Source organism: Pseudomonas fuscovaginae SE-1 (assembly GCF_000364705.1).
In the GTDB taxonomy this organism is placed as follows: domain Bacteria; phylum Pseudomonadota; class Gammaproteobacteria; order Pseudomonadales; family Pseudomonadaceae; genus Aquipseudomonas; species Aquipseudomonas fuscovaginae_A.
The window spans coordinates 60728-83569 of record NZ_AQOH01000047.1 but is presented as its reverse complement, the minus strand read 5'-3'; the positions used below and the strand labels follow the sequence as shown (position 1 = coordinate 83569).

Here is a 22842-nt window from a genome sequence, read left to right as displayed (position 1 = left end):
GGATGGCCGCCTGCGGCGGATCGCCAGCAAGCCGGCTCCCACAAAAGCGGCAAGGCGTACGCCAAACGGTCTGTGGTGCGTTCAGGCTGCGTTGAAAGCGCCACAAGCCGTTTGGGCAAAAAAAACCCCGGACTTCGTATGGGGAGGGGAAGTTCGGGGTCCAAGTTCCGGACCGCTAGGGCGGGGTCCAGAATATCTGCCAACACTTAACACAACATAGGAGCATCGAAGGGCTTCACCAGCCATTCAGTAACTCTGAGTAGCGGGATGCCGATTTAGTTCAAAATATCTTCAAAAACTATTTGGCATAGCCACTGAAGATTTCAGAACCAAAGCCCTTCGCCGGGGTGCAAGGCTTGCGGGCCTGTTCGCGGCGGTGCGGCGATCCGACTCGCCCGCGAACCGCCGCAGGCGGCCATCCATAGCAAGCGAATCAGTGCGCCTCATCCCAGTTGTTGCCCACCCCCACCTCGACCAGCAACGGCACATCCAGCTGCGCCGCACCGCTCATGTGCTCACGGATCTTCTCGCTGACCTCGGCCACCTGGTCCTCGCGCACCTCAAGCACCAGTTCGTCGTGCACCTGGAGGATGACCTTGGCGTCCAGTCCGGACCCGCTCAGCCACTCGTCGACCTTGACCATGGCCTTCTTGATGATGTCCGCCGCGGTGCCCTGCATCGGCGCGTTGATCGCCGTGCGCTCGGCCGCTGCGCGTTCCTGGGGCTTGTTGGAATGGATGTCCGGCAGGTACAGCCGACGGCCGAACAGGGTCTCGACGTAACCCTGCTCCGACGCCTGGCCACGGGTGCGCTCCATGTACTCGCGAACCCCGGGGTAGCGGGCGAAATACAAGTCGATGTAGGCCTTGGCGGTCTTGGTGTCGACGCCGATGTCCTTGCCCAGCTTCTGCGCGCCCATGCCGTAGATCAGGCCGAAGTTGATCGCCTTGGCGCTGCGGCGCTGATCGGATGTGACCTCGCCCAGCTCGACCTTGAACACTTCGGCCGCGGTGGCGGTGTGCACGTCGAGGTTGTCGCGGAAGGCGTTGAGCAGGCCTTCGTCCTTGGACAGGTGGGCCATGATCCGCAGCTCGATCTGCGAATAGTCAGCCGCCAGCAGCTTGTAGCCCTTGGGCGCGACGAACGCCTGGCGGATGCGCCGGCCTTCGGCGGTACGCACCGGGATGTTCTGCAGGTTCGGATCGCTGGAGGACAGCCGGCCGGTCGCGGCCACCGCCTGGTGGTAGGAGGTGTGGATCCGCCCGGTACGCGGGTTGATCTGTTCCGGCAGACGGTCGGTGTACGTGCTCTTCAGCTTGCTCATGGAACGGTACTGCATCAGCACCCTGGGCAGCGGATAGTCGTCTTCGGCCAGTTTGGCCAGCACTTCCTCGGCGGTGGAGGCCTGGCCCTTGCCGGTCTTCTTCAGCACCGGCAGGCCGAGTTTCTCGTAGAGGATCACTCCCAACTGCTTCGGCGAACCGAGGTTGAACTCCTCGCCGGCGATCTCGAACGCCTGGCGCTCCAGCTCGACCATCTTGTCGCCCAGCTCGATGCTCTGCACGCCCAGCAGGTCCTTGTCCACCAATGCACCCTGGCGCTCGATGCGCGCCAGTACCGGCACCAGCGGGATCTCGATGTCGCTCAGCACGCTGGCCAGGCTCGGGATCGCCGCCAGTTGCTCATGCAGCGCGTGGTGCAGGCGCAGGGTCACATCGGCATCCTCGGCGGCGTAGTGGCCGGCCTGCTCCAGGGGAATCTGGTCGAAGGTCAGTTGCTTGGCGCCCTTGCCGGCGATGTCCTGGAAACTGACAGTGTCGTAGTCCAGGTACTTCTTCGCCAGGCTGTCCATGTCATGCCGGGTCGCGGTGGAGTTCAGCACGTAGGATTCGAGCATGGTGTCGAAGGCGATGCCACGCACGGTGATACCGCATTCGGGGTCGCCACCGATGGCGCAGTTGGCGAGGATGTTCATGTCGAACTTGGCGTGCTGGCCGACCTTGAGTTTGCTCGGGTCTTCCAGCAGCGGCTTCAGCGCCAGCAGTACGCTGTCGCGGTCCAGTTGCTGCGGCACGCCGATATAGGAGTGGGCCAACGGGATGTAGGCCGCTTCGTTGGCCTGCACGGCGAAGGACACCCCGACCAGTTGCGCCTGCTGGGCGTCGATCCCGGTGGTCTCGGTATCGAAGGCAAACAGCTTGGCGTCCTGCAGCTTCTTCAGCCAGACATCGAAACGCGCCTGATCGAGGATGGTTTCGTACTGCGGCTCGGCAGGTGTCGGCGCGGCGCTTTCAGCCGGCGTTTCCTCGACCACCGCCTGGCTCGCCGCCGGCGCCGGGGCGGCACCTTCCTGCAAGCCGGCGCGCTTGGCTTCGCGGTTCAGTTCGTCGAGCCAGCCCTTGAATTCCAGCGAGCTGTACAGCTCGATCAGCTTGTCGCGATCCGGCTCGCCCAGGTGCAGGTCGTCCAGGCCGACCTCCAGCTCCACGTCGACCTTGATGGTCGCCAGCCGGTAGGACAGGAAAGCCATTTCCTGATGTTCGAGCAACTTGGCCGGCAGGGTCTTGGCCCCGCGGATCGGCAGGGTCGGCACCAGGTCGAGGTTGGCATACAGCTCCTTCAGGCCGCCGTTGACCCCCACCAGCAGGGCCACGGCGGTCTTCTCGCCGACGCCCTTGACCCCGGGGATGTTGTCGGCGGAGTCGCCCATCAGCGCCAGCAGGTCGATGATCTGCTCGGGCGCGACGCCGAACTTGGCCTTCACGCCCTCAACGTCCATGGACGTCTCGGACATGGTGTTGACCAGCGTGATATGACTGTCGACCAACTGGGCCATATCCTTGTCGCCGGTGGAAATGATCACCGGGCGATCCGCCGCCGCACTGCTGCGCGCCAGGGTGCCGATCACGTCGTCGGCCTCCACGCCTTCGACGCACAGCAGCGGGAAGCCCATGGCGCGCACGCTGGCATGCAGCGGCTCGATCTGCACGCGCATCTCGTCGGGCATGCTCGGCCGGTTGGCCTTGTAGTCGGCGAACATTTCGTCGCGGAAGGTCCCGCCCTTGGCGTCGAACACCACGGCGAACGGGCTGTCCGGGTACTGTTTGCGCAGGCTGCGCAGCATGTTCAGGACGCCCTTCACCGCACCGGTCGGCACACCCTTGGAATTGGTGAGCGGCGGCATCGCGTGAAACGCGCGGTACAGGTACGAAGAACCGTCCACCAGGACGAGGGGAGCTTTGCTCATGAGCGCGATCAACCTTTTCGGCGGGTCCAGCGGTAGAATACAGGGACCGTTGACGACAAAGGGACAAGGTTATCATGCGCACGCTCAATCGCTTGTTGTTGGCCGGCCTGTTTGCAATCACTCCATTGGCGGCGATCGCCGCGGATGATGCGCCCTCGGCCGATCCAGAAGTGACCATTCGCACGGAAGGCGATAAAACCATCCAGGAATACCGGCAAAATGGCTTTCTGTATGCCATCAAGGTCACCCCGAAAGGGGGCAAGCCATACTTTCTGGTACGCGCCGACGGAACTGATGCAAACTTTATCCGCTCGGATCAGCCCGATATGCTGATTCCGTCATGGAAGATCTTCGAGTGGAAGTAACCCTTTAACCCCAAGCGGCGCCGGCTCGATGGCGGCGCCCCGACTGGCAGTTCTAGACATGTCTGTGTTCACCCCCCTGGCTCGCCCCGAGCTGGAAACCTTTCTCGCTCCCTACGGGCTCGGTCGCCTGCTCGATTTCCAGGGAATTGCCGCCGGCAGTGAAAACACCAATTTCTTCATCAGCCTGGAGCAGGGCGAGTACGTCCTGACCCTGGTCGAACGCGGCCCGGTGCAGGAGATGCCGTTCTTCATCGAACTGCTCGACGTGCTCCACGACGCCGACCTGCCAGTGCCCTACGCCCTGCGCACCACCGACGGCCAGGCCCTGCGCGAGCTGGCCGGCAAGCCGGCGCTGCTGCAACCGCGCCTGGCCGGCAAGCACATCAAGCAGGCCAACGCCCAGCATTGCGCGCAGGTCGGCGAACTGCTCGGCCACCTGCACCTGGCGACCCGCGAGCGGATCATCGAACGCAAGACCGATCGCGGCCTGGACTGGATGCTCGAAGAGGGCAACACGCTGAAGTCGCACCTGGGCAGCGAGGCCCACGACCTGCTGGAAAATGCCCTGGAAGAGATCGCGCGCTGCAAGGCGAAGATCCTTGCCCTGCCGCGGGCCAACCTGCACGCCGACCTGTTCCGCGACAACGCGATGTTCGAAGGCACGCACCTGACCGGCCTGATCGACTTCTACAACGCCTGCTCGGGGCCGATGCTGTACGACGTGGCGATCTCGCTGAACGACTGGTGCTCGGATGACGACGGCCTGCTCGACGGCCAGCGTGCCCGGGCCCTGCTGGGCGCCTATGCGGCGTTGCGGCCGTTCACGGCGGCCGAGGCCGAACTGTGGCCGACGATGTTGCGCGTGGCTTGCGTGCGGTTCTGGCTGTCGCGACTGATCGCCGCCGAGTCCTTTGCCGGGCAGGACGTGCTGATTCACGATCCGATGGAGTTCCAGCTACGCCTGGCGCAACGGCAGCAGGTGAGTGTGCCGTTACCGTTCGCGCTCTGATCAGCAGAGGGCCTTCAGAGCCCTTTCGCGGATAAACCGGGGCGCCGGCTCCCACAGTTTGCGTCGATCACAAGATTTGCGGTCGACACAGTACCTTGTGGGAGTCGGATTTATCCGCGATGAAGCCACTATGGTCTAGAGCGATTCCAGACAGTTGGCCAAATCGTTACCGAGTTTTTCCAGCACCTGCTCATAGCCATTAGCCGTCGCCGGCGTATAACCGCCCAGCGCATCCAGTTCCGCCAGCTTCACCGGCAACCCTGACACCAGCGTCTCGGCCAACCGTGGCCGCAGCGGCGGCTCGCTGAACACGCACGTCTTGCCGACTTCCTGCAACCGCGCCCGCATCGCCGCGACATGCTGGGCCCCCGGCTGCACCTCGGCGGCCACGCTGAACACCCCGGCGTGCTTGAGGCCGTAGGCGGCCTCGAAATAGTCGAAAGCCTCGTGGAACACGAAGTACGGCTTGTTCGCCACACCGGCCAGGCGCGCCTTGAGCCGCGCATCCAGGGCATCCAGGCGACCCGAGAAGGCCTCGGCATTGTGCCGGTAGCGTTCGGCATTGGCCGGATCGGCCTTGGCCAGGTCCTCGGCCATGCGCGCGGCGATCACCCGCGCGTTGACGGTCGACAGCCACAGGTGCGCATCCAGCGAGCCCGGGCGGTGATCGTGGTCATGTTCGTCGGCTTCTTCGGCGTGAGAGTGGCTATCTTCGGCAAAACGGCGCAACTTCATGCCCGGCAGGTCCTGCACCGCCACGGTCGGCAGACTGCGGCCCTTGAGCACCCGAGGCAGGAAGCTCTCCATGTCCGGGCCGACCCAGTACAGCAGGTCCACCGACTGCACCTTGCGCACGTCGGACGGCCGCAGCGCGTAATTGTGCGGCGAAGCGCCCGGTGGCAACAGCACCTCGGGCGTGTCCACGCCATCCTCGACGGCGGCGGCGATCAATTGCAGGGGCTTGATGCTGGTCAGCACGCTGACCTGCTGGGCCTGGACAGTTCCGGTCACGAACAAACCGGCGCTTATAGCGACAAAAAAGGCAAAAAGACGGGGCACGATGAACACTCAAGGCGGCAGGAACAGGTAACATAATAACGTCTCTCACAACAATCGTCGCCGCTCATGCCTAAAACCCCTCTCGCCAGCCGCCCCCACGATCACTCCCACTGCGTGCACAGCGCGCTGTCCGAGGCCGATGCGCTGTGCGCGCGCCAGGGCCTGCGCCTGACCGCCCTGCGGCGGCGGGTGCTGGAACTGGTCTGGCAGAGCCACAAGCCGCTGGGCGCCTATGACATCCTCGCCGTACTCAGCGAACAGGACGGCCGCCGCGCCGCGCCACCAACGGTGTACCGCGCGCTGGACTTCCTGCTCGACAACGGCCTGGTCCACCGCATCGCCTCGCTCAACGCCTTCGTCGGCTGCAACAACCCGGAACACGCCCACCAGGGCCAGTTCCTGATCTGCCGCAACTGCCACGCGGCCATCGAGCTGGAGCAGAAGACCATCAGCGACGCCATCGTCCAGGGCGCCAGCGATGTCGGCTTCGTCGTCGAAGGCCAGACCGTCGAAGTGGTCGGCCTCTGCTCGGGTTGCCAGGGGGCCTGATGAGCACTGCGCTGATTCGCCTCGACCAGGTCGGCGTGACGTTCGCCGGGCAGGACGTGCTGGACAACATCCACCTGAGCGTCGAGCCGCGGCAGATCGTCACCCTGATCGGCCCCAACGGCGCCGGCAAGACCACCCTGGTGCGGACCGTGCTCGGCCTGCTCAAGCCGACCCGCGGCAGCGTCTGGCGCAAGCCGAAACTGCGGGTCGGCTACATGCCGCAGAAACTGCACGTCGACCCGACCCTGCCACTCTCGGTGCTGCGCTTCCTGCGCCTGGTACCGGGGGTCGACCGTGCCAGGGCGCAGGCCGCCCTCGCTGAAGTCGGCGCCGAACAGGTGATCGACAGCCCGGTGCAGAGCATTTCCGGCGGCGAGATGCAGCGTGTGCTGCTGGCCCGGGCGCTGTTGCGCGAACCCGAGCTGCTGGTGCTCGACGAACCGGTCCAGGGCGTCGACGTCGCCGGGCAAGCCGAGCTCTACAGCCTGATCACCCGCTTGCGCGACCGCCATGGTTGCGGCGTGCTGATGGTTTCCCACGACCTGCACCTGGTGATGAGCACCACCGACCAGGTGGTCTGCCTCAACCGCCACGTCTGCTGCTCCGGCCACCCCGAGCAGGTCAGCGGCGACCCGGCCTTCGTCGAGCTGTTCGGCAGCAACGCGCCGAGCCTGGCGATCTACCACCACCATCACGACCACGCCCATGACCTGCATGGCACGGTGGTCAGCGAAGAGGCCGCGCCGGCCCACGTCCACGTTCACGGAGATGGCTGCAAGCATGGCTGATTTTCTGCTCTACGCCCTGCTAGCAGGCCTGGCCCTGGCGCTGGTGGCGGGCCCGCTGGGTTCGTTCGTGGTCTGGCGGCGCATGGCCTATTTCGGCGACACGCTGTCCCACGCCGCCTTGCTCGGCGTGGCCCTGGGTTTCCTGCTGGACATCAGCCCGACCCTGGCGGTGACCGTCGGCTGCCTGCTGCTGGCGATCCTGCTGGTGACCCTGCAACAGCGCCAGCCGCTGGCGTCCGACACGCTGCTGGGGATTCTCGCGCCGAGTACGCTGTCCCTCGGCCTGGTGGTCCTGAGTTTCATGCACGAAGTACGCATCGACCTGATGGCCTACCTGTTCGGCGACCTGCTGGCGATCAGCGGCACCGACCTGGCCTGGATCCTCGGCGGCAGCGCGGCGGTACTGGCGCTGCTGGTGGCGCTGTGGCGACCGCTGCTGGCGATCACCGTGCACGAGGAACTGGCGACCGTCGAGGGCCTGCCGGTGGCCACGCTGCGCATGGCACTGATGCTGCTGATCGCGGTGGTGATCGCCGTGGCGATGAAGATCGTCGGCGTACTACTGATCACCTCGCTGCTGATCATTCCCGCCGCCGCCGCCCAGCGGCACGCCCGCTCGCCGGAACAGATGGCCCTCGGCGCCAGCCTCCTGGGGGTCCTTGCGGTGTGCGGCGGGCTGGCGCTTTCGTGGTTCAAGGACACCCCTGCCGGGCCGTCCATCGTGGTGGTTGCGGCCGGGCTGTTTCTGCTGAGTTTTGTCCTGCCACGCAGAGGGGTGTAGACTTGCTCGTTTTTTGCGCAATTAGAGAGTCGCAGGAATGAAGCTTTCCGCCTCCCGTTATCTGCTCCTTGCCGCATTTTCCTTGCTGTTGGGTGCCTGCCAGAGCCCCCCGCCGGCCGCCACCGCCGTGCCCGACGCACGGGCCACGGCGATTGCCGCGCTGGAGCAGAACATCAACAGCAACGAGCTGGCCACCGCCGAAGACCAGTTGGCCACCTTGCAGGCGCAGTCCCCGGACGACCCGCAACTGGTCCAGTACCAGCGGCAGTTGGCCGAGGCCTATCTGCAGCGCAGCCAGATCGTGTTGCAGAAAGGTGACGTCAATGCTGCCGCCACGGCGCTGAGCCGCGCCCGCGCACTGATGCCCAAGGCCCCGGCGCTGACCGGTGGTGTCAACGGCGCCATCGCCCAGGCACGCAAGGCCGAACTGGAGAAGGCCGAGGCCGAGCTTCAGGCTGCCGAAGCCAGGCCGGCGGCCAGGCTGATCGACCCGAGCGCCGAAAGCAGCACCATCGCCCTGAACATCCAGGACATCGCGCTGCTGCGCAAGCAGATGGATGCGCTGGCGGCGGACGTGGTCAACTACCAGTGCGCGGTCACCTTTCAGGTGCCACGGACCCAGGATTACCCTTGGTTGGAGACCCTGCTGAGCAAGCGTGTGAAGAAGCTCGATCCAAACTTCGAGCTGAAGATCGACAAGCAGATCGACCGCAAGGTGAAGGCCCAGGTCGTGCTGAGTCCGCGCAAGCCCTGAGACCGCCGATCGCCAGCAAGCGGAGCGCCGCCCGGTCGTCTCCCACAAAAGCGCGCATGCTCTGCAGGACTGTCGATCGTACCCACGCTCCGCGTGGGTACGCAGCCCGTGTCGCTCTGCGTCACAAGAGCGGACGCTGAGCGTCCGGAGAGGCATTCCCACGCGGAGCGTGGGAACGATCGGCGCTGTGGCAGCCCGGCTTGCCCACGAATTAGCCGTCAGGCCGGCACAGCCTTCGCCCGCTCCTCCCGCTCCCAGACACGATGCCCGGCCAGCGCCGCGATAAAGGCCTTCAACGCCTTGGCATCACTGCCCACTACCAACCCAGCGTCCGCCTGTAGGTGCAGCTTCTCCAGCAGCGCCTTGGCGTCCCCATGCACGGCGATCGGCTTGAGGTGCTTGTAGGCCTCCAGCAGGTAATGCAGCGCCACGCCGTTGCCGCCGAGGGCCTTGACCGACTCGGCCCCGCCCGGCACATACACCGCATCGAACGCCACTGACGGCAGGCCCTCCATCGAGGCATCCACCGCCAGGCTCGCACCGCCAGCCGTGGTAATCGCCGCCGACGTCGGGCCAAGCAGCCGCGCACGGGCACCTTCCGTTTCCAATAGCTTCTGCACTGCCTCGATCGCCGCACCATCGGCGCCATTCGCCGCAAGGATCGCCACCTTGCGTGTCTTGATATTCCCCGCCAGCAGGTTCGCCTGGCTCAGCGCCGGCGATTGCTCCAGCGCGGTCTCGCGCGGCGCCACCGTACCCGCCTGCGGCGCCGGCAGACCAAGGTTGGCGGCAACCCGCGCGGCCAGCTCCAGGTCGATGTTGGCCAGAATCTCGTTCACCTGCCGGGCGCGGATATGTTCACGCTCGACCTTGCCCAGCTCGAAACTGTAGGCGGCGATGATGTGCTCCTTCTCGGGCTTGCTCATGCTGTTGAAGAACAACCGGGCCTGGGAGAAGTGGTCGGAGAAGGACTCGCTGCGCTGGCGGATCTTCGCCGCATCGATCCGCTCGGGATAACTCTCGAAGCCACCGTCGCGGGCCGCCGCGGGGGTTTCCCGAGGCCAGCCGCCATCGATCGAGTTGGGCTCGTAGGACGCCCGGCCCTTGTCGATCACCGAGCGGTGCTGGGCGTCGCGCTGGCTGCTGTGGAAGGGCGCCAGCGGCCGGTTGATCGGCAGCTCATGGAAGTTCGGCCCGCCCAGGCGGCTGATCTGGGTATCGGTGTAGGAAAACAGCCGGCCCTGCAACAGCGGGTCGTTGGAGAAGTCGATCCCCGGCACGATGTGCCCGGGGCAGAAGGCGACCTGCTCGGTCTCGGCGAAGAAATTGTCGGGATTGCGGTTGAGCACCATCTTGCCCAGCGGCGTGATCGGCACCAGTTCCTCGGGAATCAGCTTGGTCGGGTCGAGGATATCGAAGTCGAAGTTGTGCTCGTCCTCTTCGGCAACGACCTGCACGCCCAGCTCCCATTCGGGGTAGTCGCCGCTTTCGATCGACTCCCAGAGGTCGCGCCGATGGAAATCGGTGTCCTTGCCCGCCAGCTTCTGCGCTTCGTCCCAGACCAGCGAACAGGTCCCGACACCGGGCCGCCAGTGAAACTTGACGAAGCGCGAGCCGCCTTCGGCATCGACCAGGCGGAAAGTGTGCACGCCAAAACCCTGCATGCTGCGCAGGCTGCGCGGAATCGCCCGGTCGGACATGGCCCAGATCACCGCATGGGCCGACTCCGGCACCAGCGAGACGAAGTCCCAGAAGGTATCGTGGGCCGAGCCGCCGGTGGGGATTTCGTTGTGCGGCTCGGGTTTGACCGCATGGACGAAGTCGGGGAACTTGATCGCGTCCTGAATGAAAAAGACCGGCACGTTGTTGCCGACCAGGTCGAAGTTGCCTTCCTCGGTGAAGAATTTCACCGCAAAGCCGCGAATGTCGCGCACCGTGTCGCCGGAGCCACGCGGCCCCTGCACCGTGGAAAAACGCACGAACACCGGGGTCTTGCGCCCGGGATCCTGGAGAAAGCCGGCCTTGGTCAACGCCGCGTGGCTCTCGTAGGCCTGGAAGTAGCCATGGGCGGCGGTGCCCCGGGCATGCACGATACGCTCGGGAATCCGCTCATGGTCGAAATGCGTGATCTTTTCACGCATGATGAAATCTTCCAGAAGGGAAGGCCCGCGCGCGCCGGCCTTCAGGCTGTTCTGGTTGTCGGCGATCTTGACCCCCTGATTGGTGCGCAGGGCCTGCCCGGTGGCGTCGGAGCGGAACGGCTCCAGGCTTTGCAGCTTGTCATTGGTGTTGCCGCGATCCAGCGTATCGGTTCCAGCCAGTTGGCTCTGGGTGGCCGTAGGTTTCTTGATACTCATCAGACAGATTCCTCGGTTACGGTCGCCGGAAACATGCCGGTAATCGGCAGGATCCCGGGATCAGGATTCGACATGCCTAACGAGTGACTGCCAGTGCTCTGAGGCCGTTCCTTTTTTCTGACCACTGATCGTGTTATTGCCAAATTGCAGGTTGCGTGCGAAATAAATGCTAATAGCCTCTATACGGACAGGCTAAAATGCGCGCCCGGCTAACCGCTGACCCCTTTCCATTGCGCCCCACAAGGTTCGCTACGTGATCGAGTTTCATAACGTCCATAAAACCTACCGGGTCGCCGGTAAGGAAATCCCCGCCCTGCACGCGACCAATCTGCGCGTCGAGGCAGGCCAGGTGTTCGGCCTGATTGGTCATTCCGGCGCCGGCAAAAGTACCCTGCTGCGCCTGATCAACCGCCTGGAAGCGCCCAGCGGCGGCAAGATCGTCGTCGACGGCGAGGAAATCACCGCGCTCGACGCCAATGGCCTGCGGCGTTTCCGCCAGCAGGTCGGGATGATCTTCCAGCACTTCAACCTGCTGGCGTCCAAGACCGTCGCCGACAACGTCGCGCTGCCGCTGAACCTGGCCGGTGAACTGTCCCGCCGGGAGATCGACCAGCGCGTCGCCGAGCTGCTGCAACGCGTCGGCCTGTCCGATCATGCGAAGAAGTACCCGTCGCAACTGTCCGGTGGGCAGAAACAGCGCGTCGGCATCGCCCGCGCCCTGGCGACCAAGCCGAAAATCCTGCTGTGCGACGAGGCCACCAGCGCCCTCGACCCGCAGACCACCGCCTCGGTCCTGCAACTGCTGGCCGAGATCAACCGCGAGCTGAAGCTGACCATCGTCCTGATCACCCACGAGATGGACGTGATCCGCCGTGTCTGCGATGTGGTCGGTGTGATGGACGCCGGCGTGATCGTCGAGCAGGGCCCGGTGGCCGAGGTGTTCCTGCATCCCAAGCACCCGACCACCCGCCGCTTCGTCCAGGAAGACGAACAGATCGACGAAAACGAGCAACGCAACGACTTCGCCCACGTACCCGGCCGCATCGTGCGCCTGACCTTCCAGGGCGACGCCACCTACGCGCCGCTGCTGGGCACCGTGGCCCGTGAAACCGGCGTCGACTACAGTATCCTCGCCGGGCGTATCGACCGCATCAAGGACACCCCGTACGGGCAACTGACGCTGGCCATCACCGGCGGCGACCTGGACGCCGCCTTCGCCCGCTTCGCCGCGGCTGACGTCCATATGGAGGTACTGCGCTGATGGACCTGTTCCTGAGCTTCTTCGCCAACATCGACTGGTCGGACATCTGGGAAGCCACCGGCGACACCATGATGATGCTCGGCGGATCGCTGCTGTTCACCGTGCTGCTCGGCCTGCCGCTGGGCGTGCTGCTGTTCCTGTGCAGCCCGCGCCAGTTGCTCGAGCACAAGCCGACCTACTCGGCGCTGTCGTTCGTGGTCAACGTGGTGCGTTCGCTGCCGTTCATCATCCTGCTGATCGTGCTGATCCCCACCACCGTGTTCCTCACCGGCACCTCGCTGGGCGTGGCCGGCGCCATTCCGCCGCTGGTGATCGGCGCCGCGCCGTTCTTCGCCCGCCTGGTGGAGACCGCGCTGCGCGAGGTCGACCGCGGCATCATCGAGGCGACCCAGGCCATGGGCGCGACCACCCGCCAGATCGTCTTCAATGCGCTGCTGCCGGAAGCCCGTCCGGGTATCCTGGCGGCAATCACCGTGACCACCATCACCCTGGTAGGCTATACCGCCATGGCCGGTGTGGTCGGTGCCGGCGGCCTCGGCGACCTGGCGATCCGCTATGGTTACCAGCGGTTCCAGAACGATGTGATGCTGGTCACCGTGGTCATGCTGGTGGTGCTGGTGCAGGTCCTGCAGACCATCGGCGACAAGCTCGTGGCGCGGTTCTCCCGCAAGTAACGGGCAACACCCCAAAACGCTTTCGCAACCTACTGATCGCCGGCCCCGGGGCCGGAAGATGCCAAGCGGCATCCCACATGGAGTCGTTCGATGAAAAAACTGATCGCTGCCTTCGCCGCCGTCGCGGCGTTCTCCGCTCACGCAGCGGAAACCCTGAGCGTGGCCGCCAGCCCGGTACCACACGCGGAAATCCTCGAATTCGTCAAACCAACCCTGGCCAAGGAAGGCGTGGACCTGAAGATCAAGGTCTTCACCGACTACGTGCAGCCCAACGTGCAGGTGGCCGAGAAGCGTCTGGACGCCAACTTCTTCCAGCACCAGCCGTACCTGGATGAGTTCAACAAGTCCAAGGGCACCCACCTGGTCAGCGTGGCCGGCGTGCACATCGAGCCGCTGGGCGCCTACTCCAGCAAGTACAAGAAGCTCGAGGACCTGCCCGGTGGCGCCACCGTGGTGATCCCGAACGACGCCACCAACGGCGGCCGTGCGCTGCTGGTGCTGGAAAAGGCCGGCCTGATCAAGCTCAAGGACGCGCACAACATCCTGTCGACGCCGAAGGACATCGCCGAGAACCCGAAAGACCTGAAGTTCCGTGAACTGGAAGCGGCGACCATCCCACGCGTGCTGACCCAGGTCGATCTGGCGCTGATCAACACCAACTACGCCCTGGAAGCCAAGCTCGACCCGTCCAAGGACGCGCTGTTCATCGAAGGCAAGGACTCGCCTTACGTGAACATCCTGGTGGCCCGCCCGGACGACAAGGATTCGGATGCCCTGAAGAAACTGGTTGCCGCGCTGCACAGCCCGGAAGTGAAGGCGTTCATCCTCGAGAAGTACAAGGGCTCGATCGTTCCGGCGTTCTGACCTTTGCCTTGTGGCGAGCGGGCTTGTCGGAACGCCGCACCGCCGCGCTGGGCTGCGAAGCAGCCGCAAAACCGATCACTCTGCTCCACATGACACACCGCGATCATCGGTTTCAGGGCTGCTTCGCAGCCCAGCGCGGCAAGCCCGCTCGCCACGACACCGCTCATGCCGATCGTTCCCACGCTCCGCGTGGGCCGTTTCAGGCCCGCAGGCACTCCAGCAGGCAATCCAGGGCCGGCTGGCGCTGGGCGCGGCGCAATACCGCGATCAGCTGACGCTCGAAGGTCAACTCACCCAGCTCGATGACCCGCAACTGATCCACGCGCTGCAGCCAAAGCCCGGCCCTGGGCACCAGCGACACTCCCAGCCCGCATTCGACCATCCGCGCAATCGCCTCGATCTCGTCCAGCTCCAGCACATCACGCACCTGGATCCGTTGCTCGCGCAGGAACTGGCTGACCAGCCGCCCACCGAACGAAACCCGGTCATAACGCACGAACGGCTGCTCGGCGAGCAGTAGCCGCGGGTCGTCGCCCGTGACCTGCCGGGGCGCGATCAGTACGAAGGCCTCGCTGGCCAGGGGAATCGCCAGCAACTCCTTGGGCAGTTCGAACGGCGGCTTGATCAGCAACGCCAGGTCCAGTTCCCCGGCGTCGACCTGGCTCAGCAGGTTGAGCGACACCCCGGGGACCAGCTTCAGGTCGACCCGTGGCGCCGCCTCGCGAAACCTCGGCAGGGCCCGTGGCAGCAGGCCGGTCTGCACCGTGGCGATGGCGCCGATACGCAGTTCGCCCTGCCATTGCGCGGCGGCCGTGGGCAACGCCATCGCACCATAGAGGGCGAGGATCTGCTCAGCCAGCGGCAGCGCATGACGCCCGGCCGCATTCAACACGGCGGCGCGGCCACTGCGATCGAACAGGCGCACGCCGAGGTTCTGCTCCAACACCCGCATCTGCGCGCTGACCGCCGACTGGGTCAGCCCCAGTTGCTGCCCGGCAGCGACAAAGGTGCCTTCGCGGGCCACGCGGATGAAGGTCTTGAGTTCTCGCAGCATCAGGATCATCCAGAGACGGGGTGAGACAGATCGGAAAGGCAGGATACGACAAAATAATTTGTGCTCGAAGGCAAGAATATGCGCTTTTCCACAAAATATTCGCCTCTAGACTGAAAGTTCACTTCTCACGATGGGTACCCACCATGGCGCTTTCTCCCTTTCACCTCGCAATTCCCGTTCATGACCTGGCCGCGGCCCGACGCTTCTACGGCGATGTGTTCGGTTGTCCGGAAGGGCGCAGCAGCGAGCACTGGGTGGACTTCGACTTCTTCGGCCACCAGTTGGTGATCCACTACCAGGCCAGGACCGCCGCCCAGGAACAGGCAATGAGCAACCCGGTGGACGGCCACGACGTGCCGGTCCCGCATTTTGGCGTGGTGTTGGGCTGGGAAGAATGGGAAGCGCTGGCCGAGCGGCTGCGTGCCCGGCAGACCCGGTTCGTGATCGAACCCTACGTGCGCTTCAAGGGCCAGGTGGGCGAGCAGGCGACCATGTTCCTGCTCGACCCGTGCGGCAATGCGCTGGAGTTCAAGGCGTTCAAGGATATCGGGCAGCTGTTCGCCAAGTAGTCTGTCGATTGACGCCGCCGACCCTGTGGGAAATTCTATGGTTGTGGGCAAGACTTGAGGGCCTATTCGCGGGCAAGCCACGCTCCTACAGAGGGGCGCGGTCTTCCGAGCCTGGCGCGGTCATTGTGGGAGCCGGCCGGGCGGCTCCCACGGAATGGACTGCCTGGCCGGCACCTAATTGCGCTTGAGCATGCTCGGCAACTGCGCCACCAGCTTCTGGTTGTTCAGCGGCGCACGGATGAAACCGCGCTGCCTGCCATCCGGCCCGACGACCGCCAGGTTGCCGCTGTGGTCGACCGTGTAGTTAGGCTTGCTGGTATCGGCCGGGATGAACGGAATGCTCACCGCGTTCGCCAGCTTCTGCAGGTCCTCGATGGAGCCCGCCGTCAGCCCACGGAACTGCGGATCGAAATACCCCAGGTACTGCTTGAGCTGCTTGGGGTTGTCGCGGTTGGGGTCGACGCTCACCAGGATGATCTGCAGCTTGTCCACCGCCTCCCTGGGCAGCTCGCTCTTGATCTGCCGCAACTGCGCGAGGGTGGTCGGGCAGATGTCCGGGCAGAAGGTGTAGCCGAAGAACAACAGGGTCCACTTGCCCTTGAGCTGGTCGACCTCGACCGGCTGGCCATCCTGGTCGGTCATTTTCACATCCGGCAGCGTGCGGCTCTGCGGCAGCAGGATGATCCCGGCATCGATCAGCGCGGTGGTATCGCCCTGGCCCTTGCCGTTGAGAACCTTGTTGACCGTCAGCCCCAGGACCAGGGCCACCACGGCGACGAGAATGAAGACGGTTTTCTGAGTTCGAGTCATAGATTCAACAGTAGGTAGTGATCGACGAGCAGCGCGATGAACAGCAGGAACAGGTACCAGATAGAGTACTTGAAGGTGTCGATCGCCGCATGCGGCCGGCTGCCACGGTACAGCACCCAGGCCCATTGCAGGAAGCGCGCACCCAGGCCGAGGGCGCAGAGCAGGTAGAGCACGCCACTCATGTGGATCACGAACGGCAGCAGGCTGGCCGCCAGCAGGACACAGGTGTACAGCAGGATATGCACCTTGGTGTAGTGCTCGCCGTGGGTCACCGGCAGCATCGGGATATCGGCCTTGGCGTATTCCTCCTTGCGATGGATCGCCAGGGCCCAGAAATGCGGCGGGGTCCAGGCGAAGATGATGAGCACCAGCAGCAGCGGCTCGGCGCCCATGTGCCCGGTGGCCGCGACCCAGCCCAGCAGCGGCGGTGCCGCGCCGGCCAGGCCGCCGATGACGATGTTCTGCGGTGTGGCACGCTTGAGGAAGCCGGTGTAGATCACCGCGTAGCCGAGCAGCGAAGCCAGGGTCAGCCAGGCGGTCAGCGGGTTGGTGAAGGCCAGCAGCAACGCCTGGCCGAGCACCGCCAGCAGCAGCGCGAAGGCCAGTGCCGCCGGCGGCGAAACGCGGCCCTCGGCGAGCGGGCGCTTGTGGGTCCGGGCCATCACCGCGTCGATGCGGCGGTCCACCACATGGTTGACCACCGCCGCGCCGCCCGCGCACAGGCCGATGCCGAGGTTGCCGAACACCAGCACCGTCCACGGCACTCCGGCGCGGGTGGCGAGAAACATGCCCACCAGCGAGGTGATCAGCATCAATACCACCACCTTGGGCTTGGTCAGCTCCAGATAGTCGCGCCAGATCGCCTGGCGGTGACGCTCACCGGCTACAGTCGCCATGGCATTTCTCCCTTGATGGTGTTGGGTCCGTGTACCGTCCCACGGGGGCTGAGCCGCCAGCGGGCGGGCGCCTGCCGGCGCACCCGCACCAGGGCGGTCCGCGCGTGATAGTTGACCAGCACCAGCGTCAGCAGCAGCAGCGCACCACCGGCGTTATGCGCCACGGCCACCGGCAGTGGCAGGTGGAAATACACGTTGCTCAGGCCCAGGCCGATCTGTGCCGTCAGGGCACACAGCAGCAGCCCGGCCAGGCGGGTCATGCCGACCACCCGCAACTGCCAGGCCAGCCCCAGCAGCACCAGGGTCACCAGCAGCGCGCCAATGCGGTGGGTGAGGTGAATCGCCGTGCGGGCCTCGCTGTCGAGCTGGCCGCCCAGATAGTTCGGGCCGATATGCTGGGTCAGGTGGAAACCGTTGGCGAAGTCCGCCGCCGGCCACCATTGGCCATGGCAGGTCGGCAGGTCAATGCAGGCCACCGCGGCATAGTTGGAACTGACCCAGCCGCCGAGGGCGATCTGCAGGATCACCAGCAGCAGCCCGGCCGTCGCCCAGCGTTGCAGTCGCCTGGGCACCGCCAGCGCCGGCAGCACGCCGGACAGGCGCAGGGTCAGCAGGAACAGCAGACTCAGGGTGGCGAAACCGCCGAGCAGGTGGCCGGTGACCACCTGCGGCCAGAGCTTGAGGGTCACCGTCCACATGCCGAACGCGGCCTGGGCGAACACCACCGCCAGCAGGAACAGCGGCAGCTTCAGCGGCTGTCCCTCACGACGCCGCTCCCTCCAGGAACGGGCCGCCAGCACGATGATCGCCAGGGCCAGGCTGCCGGCGAAATAACGGTGGATCATTTCATTCCAGCCCTTGTGCGCCTCCACCGGCGAGTCGGGGAAGTGCAGCTCGGCATGGGCCAGTTGGGCTTCGCTCTTGGGTACGCCGATGAAGCCATAGCAACCGGGCCAGTCCGGGCAGCCGAGGCCGGCGTGAGTCAGGCGGGTATAGGCGCCGAGCAGCACGACAATCAGCGCCAGCACGGTGGCAAACAACGCGAGGCGGAATCCTGGCTTGGCCATGCCGATCTCCTTAGCCGATGTTCGACAGTTTCAACAACTGGCGCAGGTCGTTGAGCAGGTCCTTGCCCTTGACCCGGGTGTCATAGCGCAGCACCAGGTTGCCGTGGGGGTCGATGATCCACAGCTGCGGCCCGGTACTGCCCCTGGCCTCGCGGGTGTAGGCGGGCAGGTCGAGGGCATAGCGTTGCAGTTGCGGATACTCACGCTGCAGCTTGGCGGCGTAGCCGTCGGCCAGTGGCTGCGCGGTTGCCAGCGCGTGGCTGGCCCGGGAGGCGTCACGCCCCAGGCCGATATGGATCTGTCGCGCCAGGTAGACCAGTTGCTGGCAGTCCGCCGTGCAGTCCTGCGGCGCGGTCACCAGCAGTTGCCAGCGGGTCTCGTCGGCCTGTATCCCCAGGTCGGCGCGGCCCTGGCCATTGCCGATCAGTTCGCCGTGGTAGCTGCGACTTTCCGGTACCCAGAACTGCAGCTTGTACATGCCCGTGGCGAGGATCATCGGACCGATGACCATCAGCACGATGAGGATCAGTTGCCAACGGCCACGGGCACGCGCGCCCGACTGGCGTGGCTCAGTGGTGTCGAATCGATTCATGGCCGCTCCCATGCCGTTTCTCCCTTGCGTTATGCCATCCGAGGTAGAGATAGAGACCGAACAGGGCCAGGGCCATGGCGAACCACTGCACGGCGTAGCCGAGGTGTTTTTCCGGGCCCATGCCTTCGGCCACCACCGGCCAGCCGGTCTCGTAGCTGCCGGGGCCGGGTTCCTGGCGCAGTTCGTAGGCGTAGCCGTCGCGCCCCAGTTCTTTCCACAGCCTGTCCGGTTCGATCGCGGTCACCAGCCGCGGCCAGGCGGCATCGGCCGGGTCGGCGTGCAACTGGAAGGTCGCGCCCGGCGCCACGTAGACCCAGGCATCGATGTTCAGTGCCTGCTCCGGCGTGCTGAACGCCGGCGGCGTACGTCGTTGCGGCCAGGGCAGCCAGCCGCGGTTGACCAGCAGCCAGAGCCCGCTGGCCTGGTCGTGGAACGGCTGGATCAGCTCGACGCCGACCTGGCCGTTGCGGATGCGGTTGTCCAGCAGGTAGCTGTGTTGGCCATCGAACTGGCCACGCAGCCGCACCCGGCGAAAGGCCGGATCGACACTGTCGTGCAGTTGCCCGACACTCAGTGGCTCAGCCGTGCGCCGCTGGGCATGGCTTTCCAGCAGCAGGCGCTTCTCCTCACTGCGGTGCAGTTGCCAGAAACCCAGCGACACCAGGATCGGCAGCAACAGCAGCACCACCAGGGTCGGCGCCACGCCGGGACGCCAGCGCCTCATGACGGCGCCCCACGGGCAGGAATCGGGCTCGCTATACTCAAATACACGTGCATCTCCCCCCGGAGTCCCACCATGCTCAAAGCGGCGATTGTTCTGCTGCTGATTGCCACGCTGATCAGTCTGTTCAGCGGCCTGGTCTTCCTGGTCAAGGACGAGGCACCGTCGCAGCGCCTGCTGACCGCGCTGACCATTCGCGTCAGCCTGGCCGCCATCACCCTCGCGTTGATCACCTGGGGCTTCTACAGCGGCCAACTGGTCTCCAGCGCCCCCTGGTAGGCGGGCGCCGCGGTCACAGCACGTAAACGAAGACGAACAGGCCGATCCAGACCACGTCGACGAAGTGCCAGTACCAGCTCGCCGCCTCGAAGCCGAACTGATGCTCGGCATCGAAGTGCCCGCGCAGGATGCGCACCAGCATCACGAACAGGATCAGCGTGCCGATGGTCACGTGGGCGCCGTGGAACCCGGTGAGCATGAAGAATGTCGCGCCGTAGATGCCCGAGCCGAGGGTCAGGCCCAGCTCGTGGTAGGCGTGCAGGTATTCCTCGGCCTGGAAGCCGAGAAACGCCATCCCCAACAGCACCGTCAATGCCAGCCAGGCTTTCAGTGCGCCACGATGGCCCTTCTTCAGCGCATGGTGGGCCAAGGTCACCGTCACGCTGGAACTGACCAGCAGCACGGTGTTGAGCAACGGCAGGCCCCACGGACTGATGGTGCCCTTGGGCGCCGGGAAGAGTTTCGGATCGGGGTTGTTCAACAGCGGCCAGGCGTTCTGGAATTCCGGCCAGAGCAGGTGCGCCAGGCCCTTGGCGCCGCCTTCGCCAGCCAGCCACGGCACCGACATGTGCCGCACATAGAACAGCGCGCCGAAGAAGGCGATGAAGAACATCACCTCGGAAAAGATGAACCAGCTCATGCCCCAGCGGAACGAACGGTCCATCTGCGCGCTGTACAGCCCGGAGCGGCTTTCCCGGATCACCGCGCCGAACCAGCCGAACAGCATGTAGGCCAGCAGCAGGCCGCCGACGAAGAAGATCAGCGGGCCATGGGATTCCGGGCGCGCCGCCTTCAGGTCGTTGAACCAGGTGCCCAGGCCGTAGACGGTGACCAGCAGGCCCACGGTGGCGACGATCGGCCACTTGCTCTGGGCGGGAACGTAGTAGTGCTCGTGGGTGGGAGTCGCCATTTTATTGTTCTCCTTGTCGGGCACGCCGACCGGCCTAACCGCCCGAGTGGGCCACGGGTGGGTTGTGGGCAGTGATGTCAAACAGCGTGTAGGCCAGTGTCAGGTGCTTCACATCCCTGGGCATGTCGCGGTCGACGATGAAACGGACCGGCATCTCGACCCGCTCCCCGGGCTTGAGCGTCTGCTGGGTAAAGCAGAAGCACTCGGTCTTGTGGAAATACACCGCCGCATTGCCGGGGGAAATGCTCGGGATGGCCTGGGCCTTCATCACCCGGTCGGTGGGGTTGTAGGCGACGAAGATCATCTCGTTCACCGCACCGGGGTGGACGTCGATCCGGTCGGTTTTCGGGTAGAACTCCCAGACCATGTCCACCGCGTTGGTGGAGAGAAACTGCACGCCGATCTGCCGCGAGGCATCCACCACCTGCTCGCCCTCGTACTGGCCGGCGGTCTTGCCGTTGATACCGAACGCCTTGCACATCACGTCGTAGATCGGCACCAGGGCGAAGCCGAAGGCGAACATCGCCACCACCACCAACAGCAGTCGGGTGACCAGGCGTTTGAGTGAAACCGAGTCGCTCATGGGACGGCCCTCCGCGTCACTTCACTTCCGGCGGCGTGGTGAAGGTGTGGTACGGCGCCGGCGACGGGATGCTCCACTCCAGGCCCTCGGCACCATCCCACGGCTTGGCCGGCGCCGCCGGGCCGCCACGGATGCACTTGATCACGATGAACAGGAACAGCAGCTGGGTGGTGCCGAACATGAAGCCGCCGATCGAGGAGACCATATTGAAGTCGGCGAACTGCAGGTTGTAGTCGGGGATCCGCCGCGGCATGCCGGCAAGGCCGACGAAGTGCATCGGGAAGAAGGTCAGGTTCATGCCGACGAACGACAGCCAGAAATGCAACTTGCCGAGGGTCTCGTCGTACATGTGGCCGGTCCACTTCGGCAACCAGTAGTAGGCCGAGGCGAAGATGCCGAAGATCGCCCCCGGCACCAGCACGTAGTGGAAATGCGCGACCACGAAGTAGGTGTCCTGGTACTGGAAGTCCGCCGGGGCGATCGCCAGCATCAGCCCGGAGAAGCCGCCGATGGAGAACAGGATGACGAACGCCACGGCGAACAGCATCGGCGTCTCGAAAGTCAGCGAGCCCTGCCACATGGTGCTGACCCAGTTGAACACCTTCACCCCGGTCGGCACCGCGATCAGCATCGTCGCGTACATGAAGAACAGCTCGCCCACCAGCGGGATGCCGACCACGAACATGTGGTGCGCCCAGACGATGAACGACAGGAAGGCGATGCTCGCCGTGGCGTAGACCATCGAGGTGTAGCCGAACAGCGGCTTGCGCGAGAAGGTCGGGATGATCGCGCTGACGGCACCGAAGGCCGGCAGGATCATGATGTACACCTCGGGGTGGCCGAAGAACCAGAACACGTGCTGGAACAGCACCGGGTCACCGCCACCGGCGGCACTGAAGAAGCTGGTGCCGAAGTGGATGTCCATCAGCATCATGGTCACGCAGCCGGCCAGCACCGGCATCACCGCGATCAGCAGGAAGGCGGTGATCAGCCAGGTCCAGACGAACAGCGGCATCTTCATCAGGGTCATGCCCGGGGCGCGCAGGTTGAGGATGGTCGAGACCACGTTGATCGCGCCCATGATCGAACTGATGCCCATCAGGTGGATGGCGAAGATGAAAAAGGTCACGCTTTCCGGCGCGTAGGTGGTCGATAGCGGCGCGTAGAAGGTCCAGCCGAAGTTCGGCCCGCCACCGGCGGTGAACAGGGTCGAGACCAGCAGGCCGAACGCCGCCGGCAGCAGCCAGAAGCTGAAGTTGTTCATCCGTGGCAGGGCCATGTCCGGCGCGCCGATCATCAGCGGGATCATCCAGTTGGCGAGGCCGACGAAGGCCGGCATCACCGCGCCGAAGACCATCACCAGGCCGTGCATGGTGGTCATCTGGTTGAAGAACGCCGGCTGCACGATCTGCAGGCCGGGCTGGAACAGCTCGGCGCGGATCACCATGGCGAACGAGCCGCCGAGCAGGAACATGGCGAAGCTGAACCACAGGTACAGCGTGCCGATATCCTTGTGGTTGGTGGTCAGCACCCAGCGCATCAGGCCCTTGGCGGGACCGTGGGCGTGGTCACCGGCGTGACCATGGTCATCGATCACAGCACTCATGTCCTGTCTCCTGCAGAGGTTTGAACCGGGCGGCCCGGGAACACGAC

Annotated in this window: 23 protein-coding genes; 11 read left to right on the top strand and 12 right to left on the bottom strand. The window is 65.0% G+C overall.

The features are described from left to right. Positions 1-433: 433 nt before the first annotated feature. Positions 434-3247: a DNA polymerase I gene (polA, locus tag K675_RS0105840; protein ID WP_017902578.1), complete on the bottom strand. Its 2814-nt coding sequence runs from the start codon at positions 3245-3247 to the stop codon at positions 434-436. Between the two features lie 74 nt (positions 3248-3321). Here polA and K675_RS0105835 point away from each other — a divergent pair, with 74 nt between their 5' ends. Beyond that, positions 3322-3612 (top strand): DUF2782 domain-containing protein, encoded by a 291-nt coding sequence (locus tag K675_RS0105835; RefSeq protein WP_017902577.1) that lies wholly within the window; start codon positions 3322-3324, stop codon positions 3610-3612. A 58-nt stretch (positions 3613-3670) separates the two neighbouring features. Beyond that, positions 3671-4621, top strand: a complete 951-nt coding sequence (locus K675_RS0105830) for a homoserine kinase (protein WP_017902576.1) — start codon at positions 3671-3673, stop codon at positions 4619-4621. Between the two features lie 135 nt (positions 4622-4756). On the opposite strand, the gene K675_RS0105825 is transcribed toward K675_RS0105830, so the two are convergent. Then, positions 4757-5689, bottom strand: coding sequence for a zinc ABC transporter substrate-binding protein (locus K675_RS0105825; RefSeq protein WP_026144965.1), 933 nt, complete (start codon positions 5687-5689; stop codon positions 4757-4759). Between the two features lie 57 nt (positions 5690-5746). Here K675_RS0105825 and zur point away from each other — a divergent pair, with 57 nt between their 5' ends. The 4 genes from zur to K675_RS0105805 are packed head-to-tail and all read left to right on the top strand — an operon-like array spanning position 5747 to position 8552. Next, entirely contained in the window at positions 5747-6229 is a 483-nt protein-coding gene (zur, locus tag K675_RS0105820; RefSeq protein WP_026144964.1) for a zinc uptake transcriptional repressor Zur, read from the top strand. Next, positions 6229-7017 (top strand): zinc ABC transporter ATP-binding protein ZnuC, encoded by a 789-nt coding sequence (gene znuC / locus K675_RS0105815; protein WP_017902573.1) that lies wholly within the window; start codon positions 6229-6231, stop codon positions 7015-7017. The genes zur and znuC overlap by 1 nt, the downstream gene beginning before the upstream one ends. Then, positions 7010-7798 carry a zinc ABC transporter permease subunit ZnuB gene (gene znuB, locus K675_RS0105810; protein ID WP_017902572.1) on the top strand — a complete coding sequence of 263 codons (789 nt, stop codon included), beginning with the start codon at positions 7010-7012 and terminating at the stop codon, positions 7796-7798. Before znuC ends, znuB begins: the two co-directional genes overlap by 8 nt. Positions 7799-7835: 37 nt before the next feature. After that, complete coding sequence (locus K675_RS0105805) at positions 7836-8552, top strand: PA5502 family lipoprotein (RefSeq protein WP_017902571.1); 717 nt, start codon at positions 7836-7838, stop codon at positions 8550-8552. Positions 8553-8770: 218 nt separating this feature from the next. Here the strand turns inward: K675_RS0105805 and katE are convergent, their stop codons facing one another. Beyond that, positions 8771-10909: a catalase HPII gene (katE, locus tag K675_RS0105800; RefSeq protein ID WP_017902570.1), complete on the bottom strand. Its 2139-nt coding sequence runs from the start codon at positions 10907-10909 to the stop codon at positions 8771-8773. A 253-nt stretch (positions 10910-11162) separates the two neighbouring features. Between katE and K675_RS0105795 the strand changes: the two genes are divergently transcribed. The 3 genes from K675_RS0105795 (at position 11163) to K675_RS0105785 (ending at position 13708) form a co-directional block, all read left to right on the top strand. Next, complete coding sequence (locus tag K675_RS0105795; protein WP_017902569.1) at positions 11163-12170, top strand: methionine ABC transporter ATP-binding protein; 1008 nt, start codon at positions 11163-11165, stop codon at positions 12168-12170. Then, entirely contained in the window at positions 12170-12844 is a 675-nt protein-coding gene (locus K675_RS0105790) for a methionine ABC transporter permease (protein ID WP_017902568.1), read from the top strand. Before K675_RS0105795 ends, K675_RS0105790 begins: the two co-directional genes overlap by 1 nt. 90 nt (positions 12845-12934) lie before the next feature. Beyond that, on the top strand, positions 12935-13708 hold the full coding sequence (locus tag K675_RS0105785) for a MetQ/NlpA family ABC transporter substrate-binding protein (RefSeq protein ID WP_017902567.1): 774 nt from the start codon (positions 12935-12937) through the stop codon (positions 13706-13708). Between the two features lie 199 nt (positions 13709-13907). Here the strand turns inward: K675_RS0105785 and K675_RS0105780 are convergent, their stop codons facing one another. Next, positions 13908-14762 (bottom strand): LysR family transcriptional regulator, encoded by an 855-nt coding sequence (locus K675_RS0105780; RefSeq protein ID WP_017902566.1) that lies wholly within the window; start codon positions 14760-14762, stop codon positions 13908-13910. 143 nt (positions 14763-14905) lie between these two features. Between K675_RS0105780 and K675_RS0105775 the strand changes: the two genes are divergently transcribed. Continuing rightward, entirely contained in the window at positions 14906-15331 is a 426-nt protein-coding gene (locus K675_RS0105775; RefSeq protein WP_017902565.1) for a VOC family protein, read from the top strand. 174 nt (positions 15332-15505) lie between these two features. Here K675_RS0105775 and K675_RS0105770 read toward each other — a convergent pair whose 3' ends face one another. Genes K675_RS0105770 through K675_RS0105750 form a run of 5 tightly spaced genes read right to left on the bottom strand, consistent with a single transcriptional unit; the run spans position 15506 to position 19420 of the window. After that, positions 15506-16141, bottom strand: coding sequence for an SCO family protein (locus tag K675_RS0105770; protein ID WP_017902564.1), 636 nt, complete (start codon positions 16139-16141; stop codon positions 15506-15508). Further along, a complete protein-coding gene (gene cyoE, locus K675_RS0105765) occupies positions 16138-17037 on the bottom strand; it encodes a heme o synthase (RefSeq protein ID WP_017902563.1) in 900 nt (299 codons plus the stop codon). The genes K675_RS0105770 and cyoE overlap by 4 nt, the downstream gene beginning before the upstream one ends. After that, positions 17025-18104 (bottom strand): COX15/CtaA family protein, encoded by a 1080-nt coding sequence (locus K675_RS0105760; RefSeq protein WP_017902562.1) that lies wholly within the window; start codon positions 18102-18104, stop codon positions 17025-17027. The genes cyoE and K675_RS0105760 overlap by 13 nt, the downstream gene beginning before the upstream one ends. Before the next feature lie 10 nt (positions 18105-18114). Beyond that, the gene (locus tag K675_RS0105755) at positions 18115-18708 is read right to left on the bottom strand and encodes a hypothetical protein (RefSeq protein ID WP_017902561.1); all 594 of its coding nucleotides are present in this window, start codon (positions 18706-18708) and stop codon (positions 18115-18117) included. After that, positions 18674-19420: an SURF1 family protein gene (locus tag K675_RS0105750; RefSeq protein WP_026144963.1), complete on the bottom strand. Its 747-nt coding sequence runs from the start codon at positions 19418-19420 to the stop codon at positions 18674-18676. The genes K675_RS0105755 and K675_RS0105750 overlap by 35 nt, the downstream gene beginning before the upstream one ends. A gap of 72 nt (positions 19421-19492) precedes the next feature. Between K675_RS0105750 and K675_RS0105745 the strand changes: the two genes are divergently transcribed. Further along, complete coding sequence (locus K675_RS0105745) at positions 19493-19696, top strand: twin transmembrane helix small protein (protein ID WP_017902559.1); 204 nt, start codon at positions 19493-19495, stop codon at positions 19694-19696. Between the two features lie 13 nt (positions 19697-19709). Here the strand turns inward: K675_RS0105745 and K675_RS0105740 are convergent, their stop codons facing one another. From K675_RS0105740 to ctaD, 3 genes are read right to left on the bottom strand one after another with little or no spacing between them, the layout of a single operon-like run. Then, positions 19710-20606: a cytochrome c oxidase subunit 3 gene (locus K675_RS0105740; RefSeq protein ID WP_017902558.1), complete on the bottom strand. Its 897-nt coding sequence runs from the start codon at positions 20604-20606 to the stop codon at positions 19710-19712. Between the two features lie 34 nt (positions 20607-20640). Beyond that, positions 20641-21189 carry a cytochrome c oxidase assembly protein gene (locus K675_RS0105735; RefSeq protein WP_017902557.1) on the bottom strand — a complete coding sequence of 183 codons (549 nt, stop codon included), beginning with the start codon at positions 21187-21189 and terminating at the stop codon, positions 20641-20643. A 16-nt stretch (positions 21190-21205) separates the two neighbouring features. Beyond that, positions 21206-22795, bottom strand: coding sequence for a cytochrome c oxidase subunit I (gene ctaD, locus K675_RS0105730; protein ID WP_017902556.1), 1590 nt, complete (start codon positions 22793-22795; stop codon positions 21206-21208). Positions 22796-22842 lie beyond the last annotated feature (47 nt).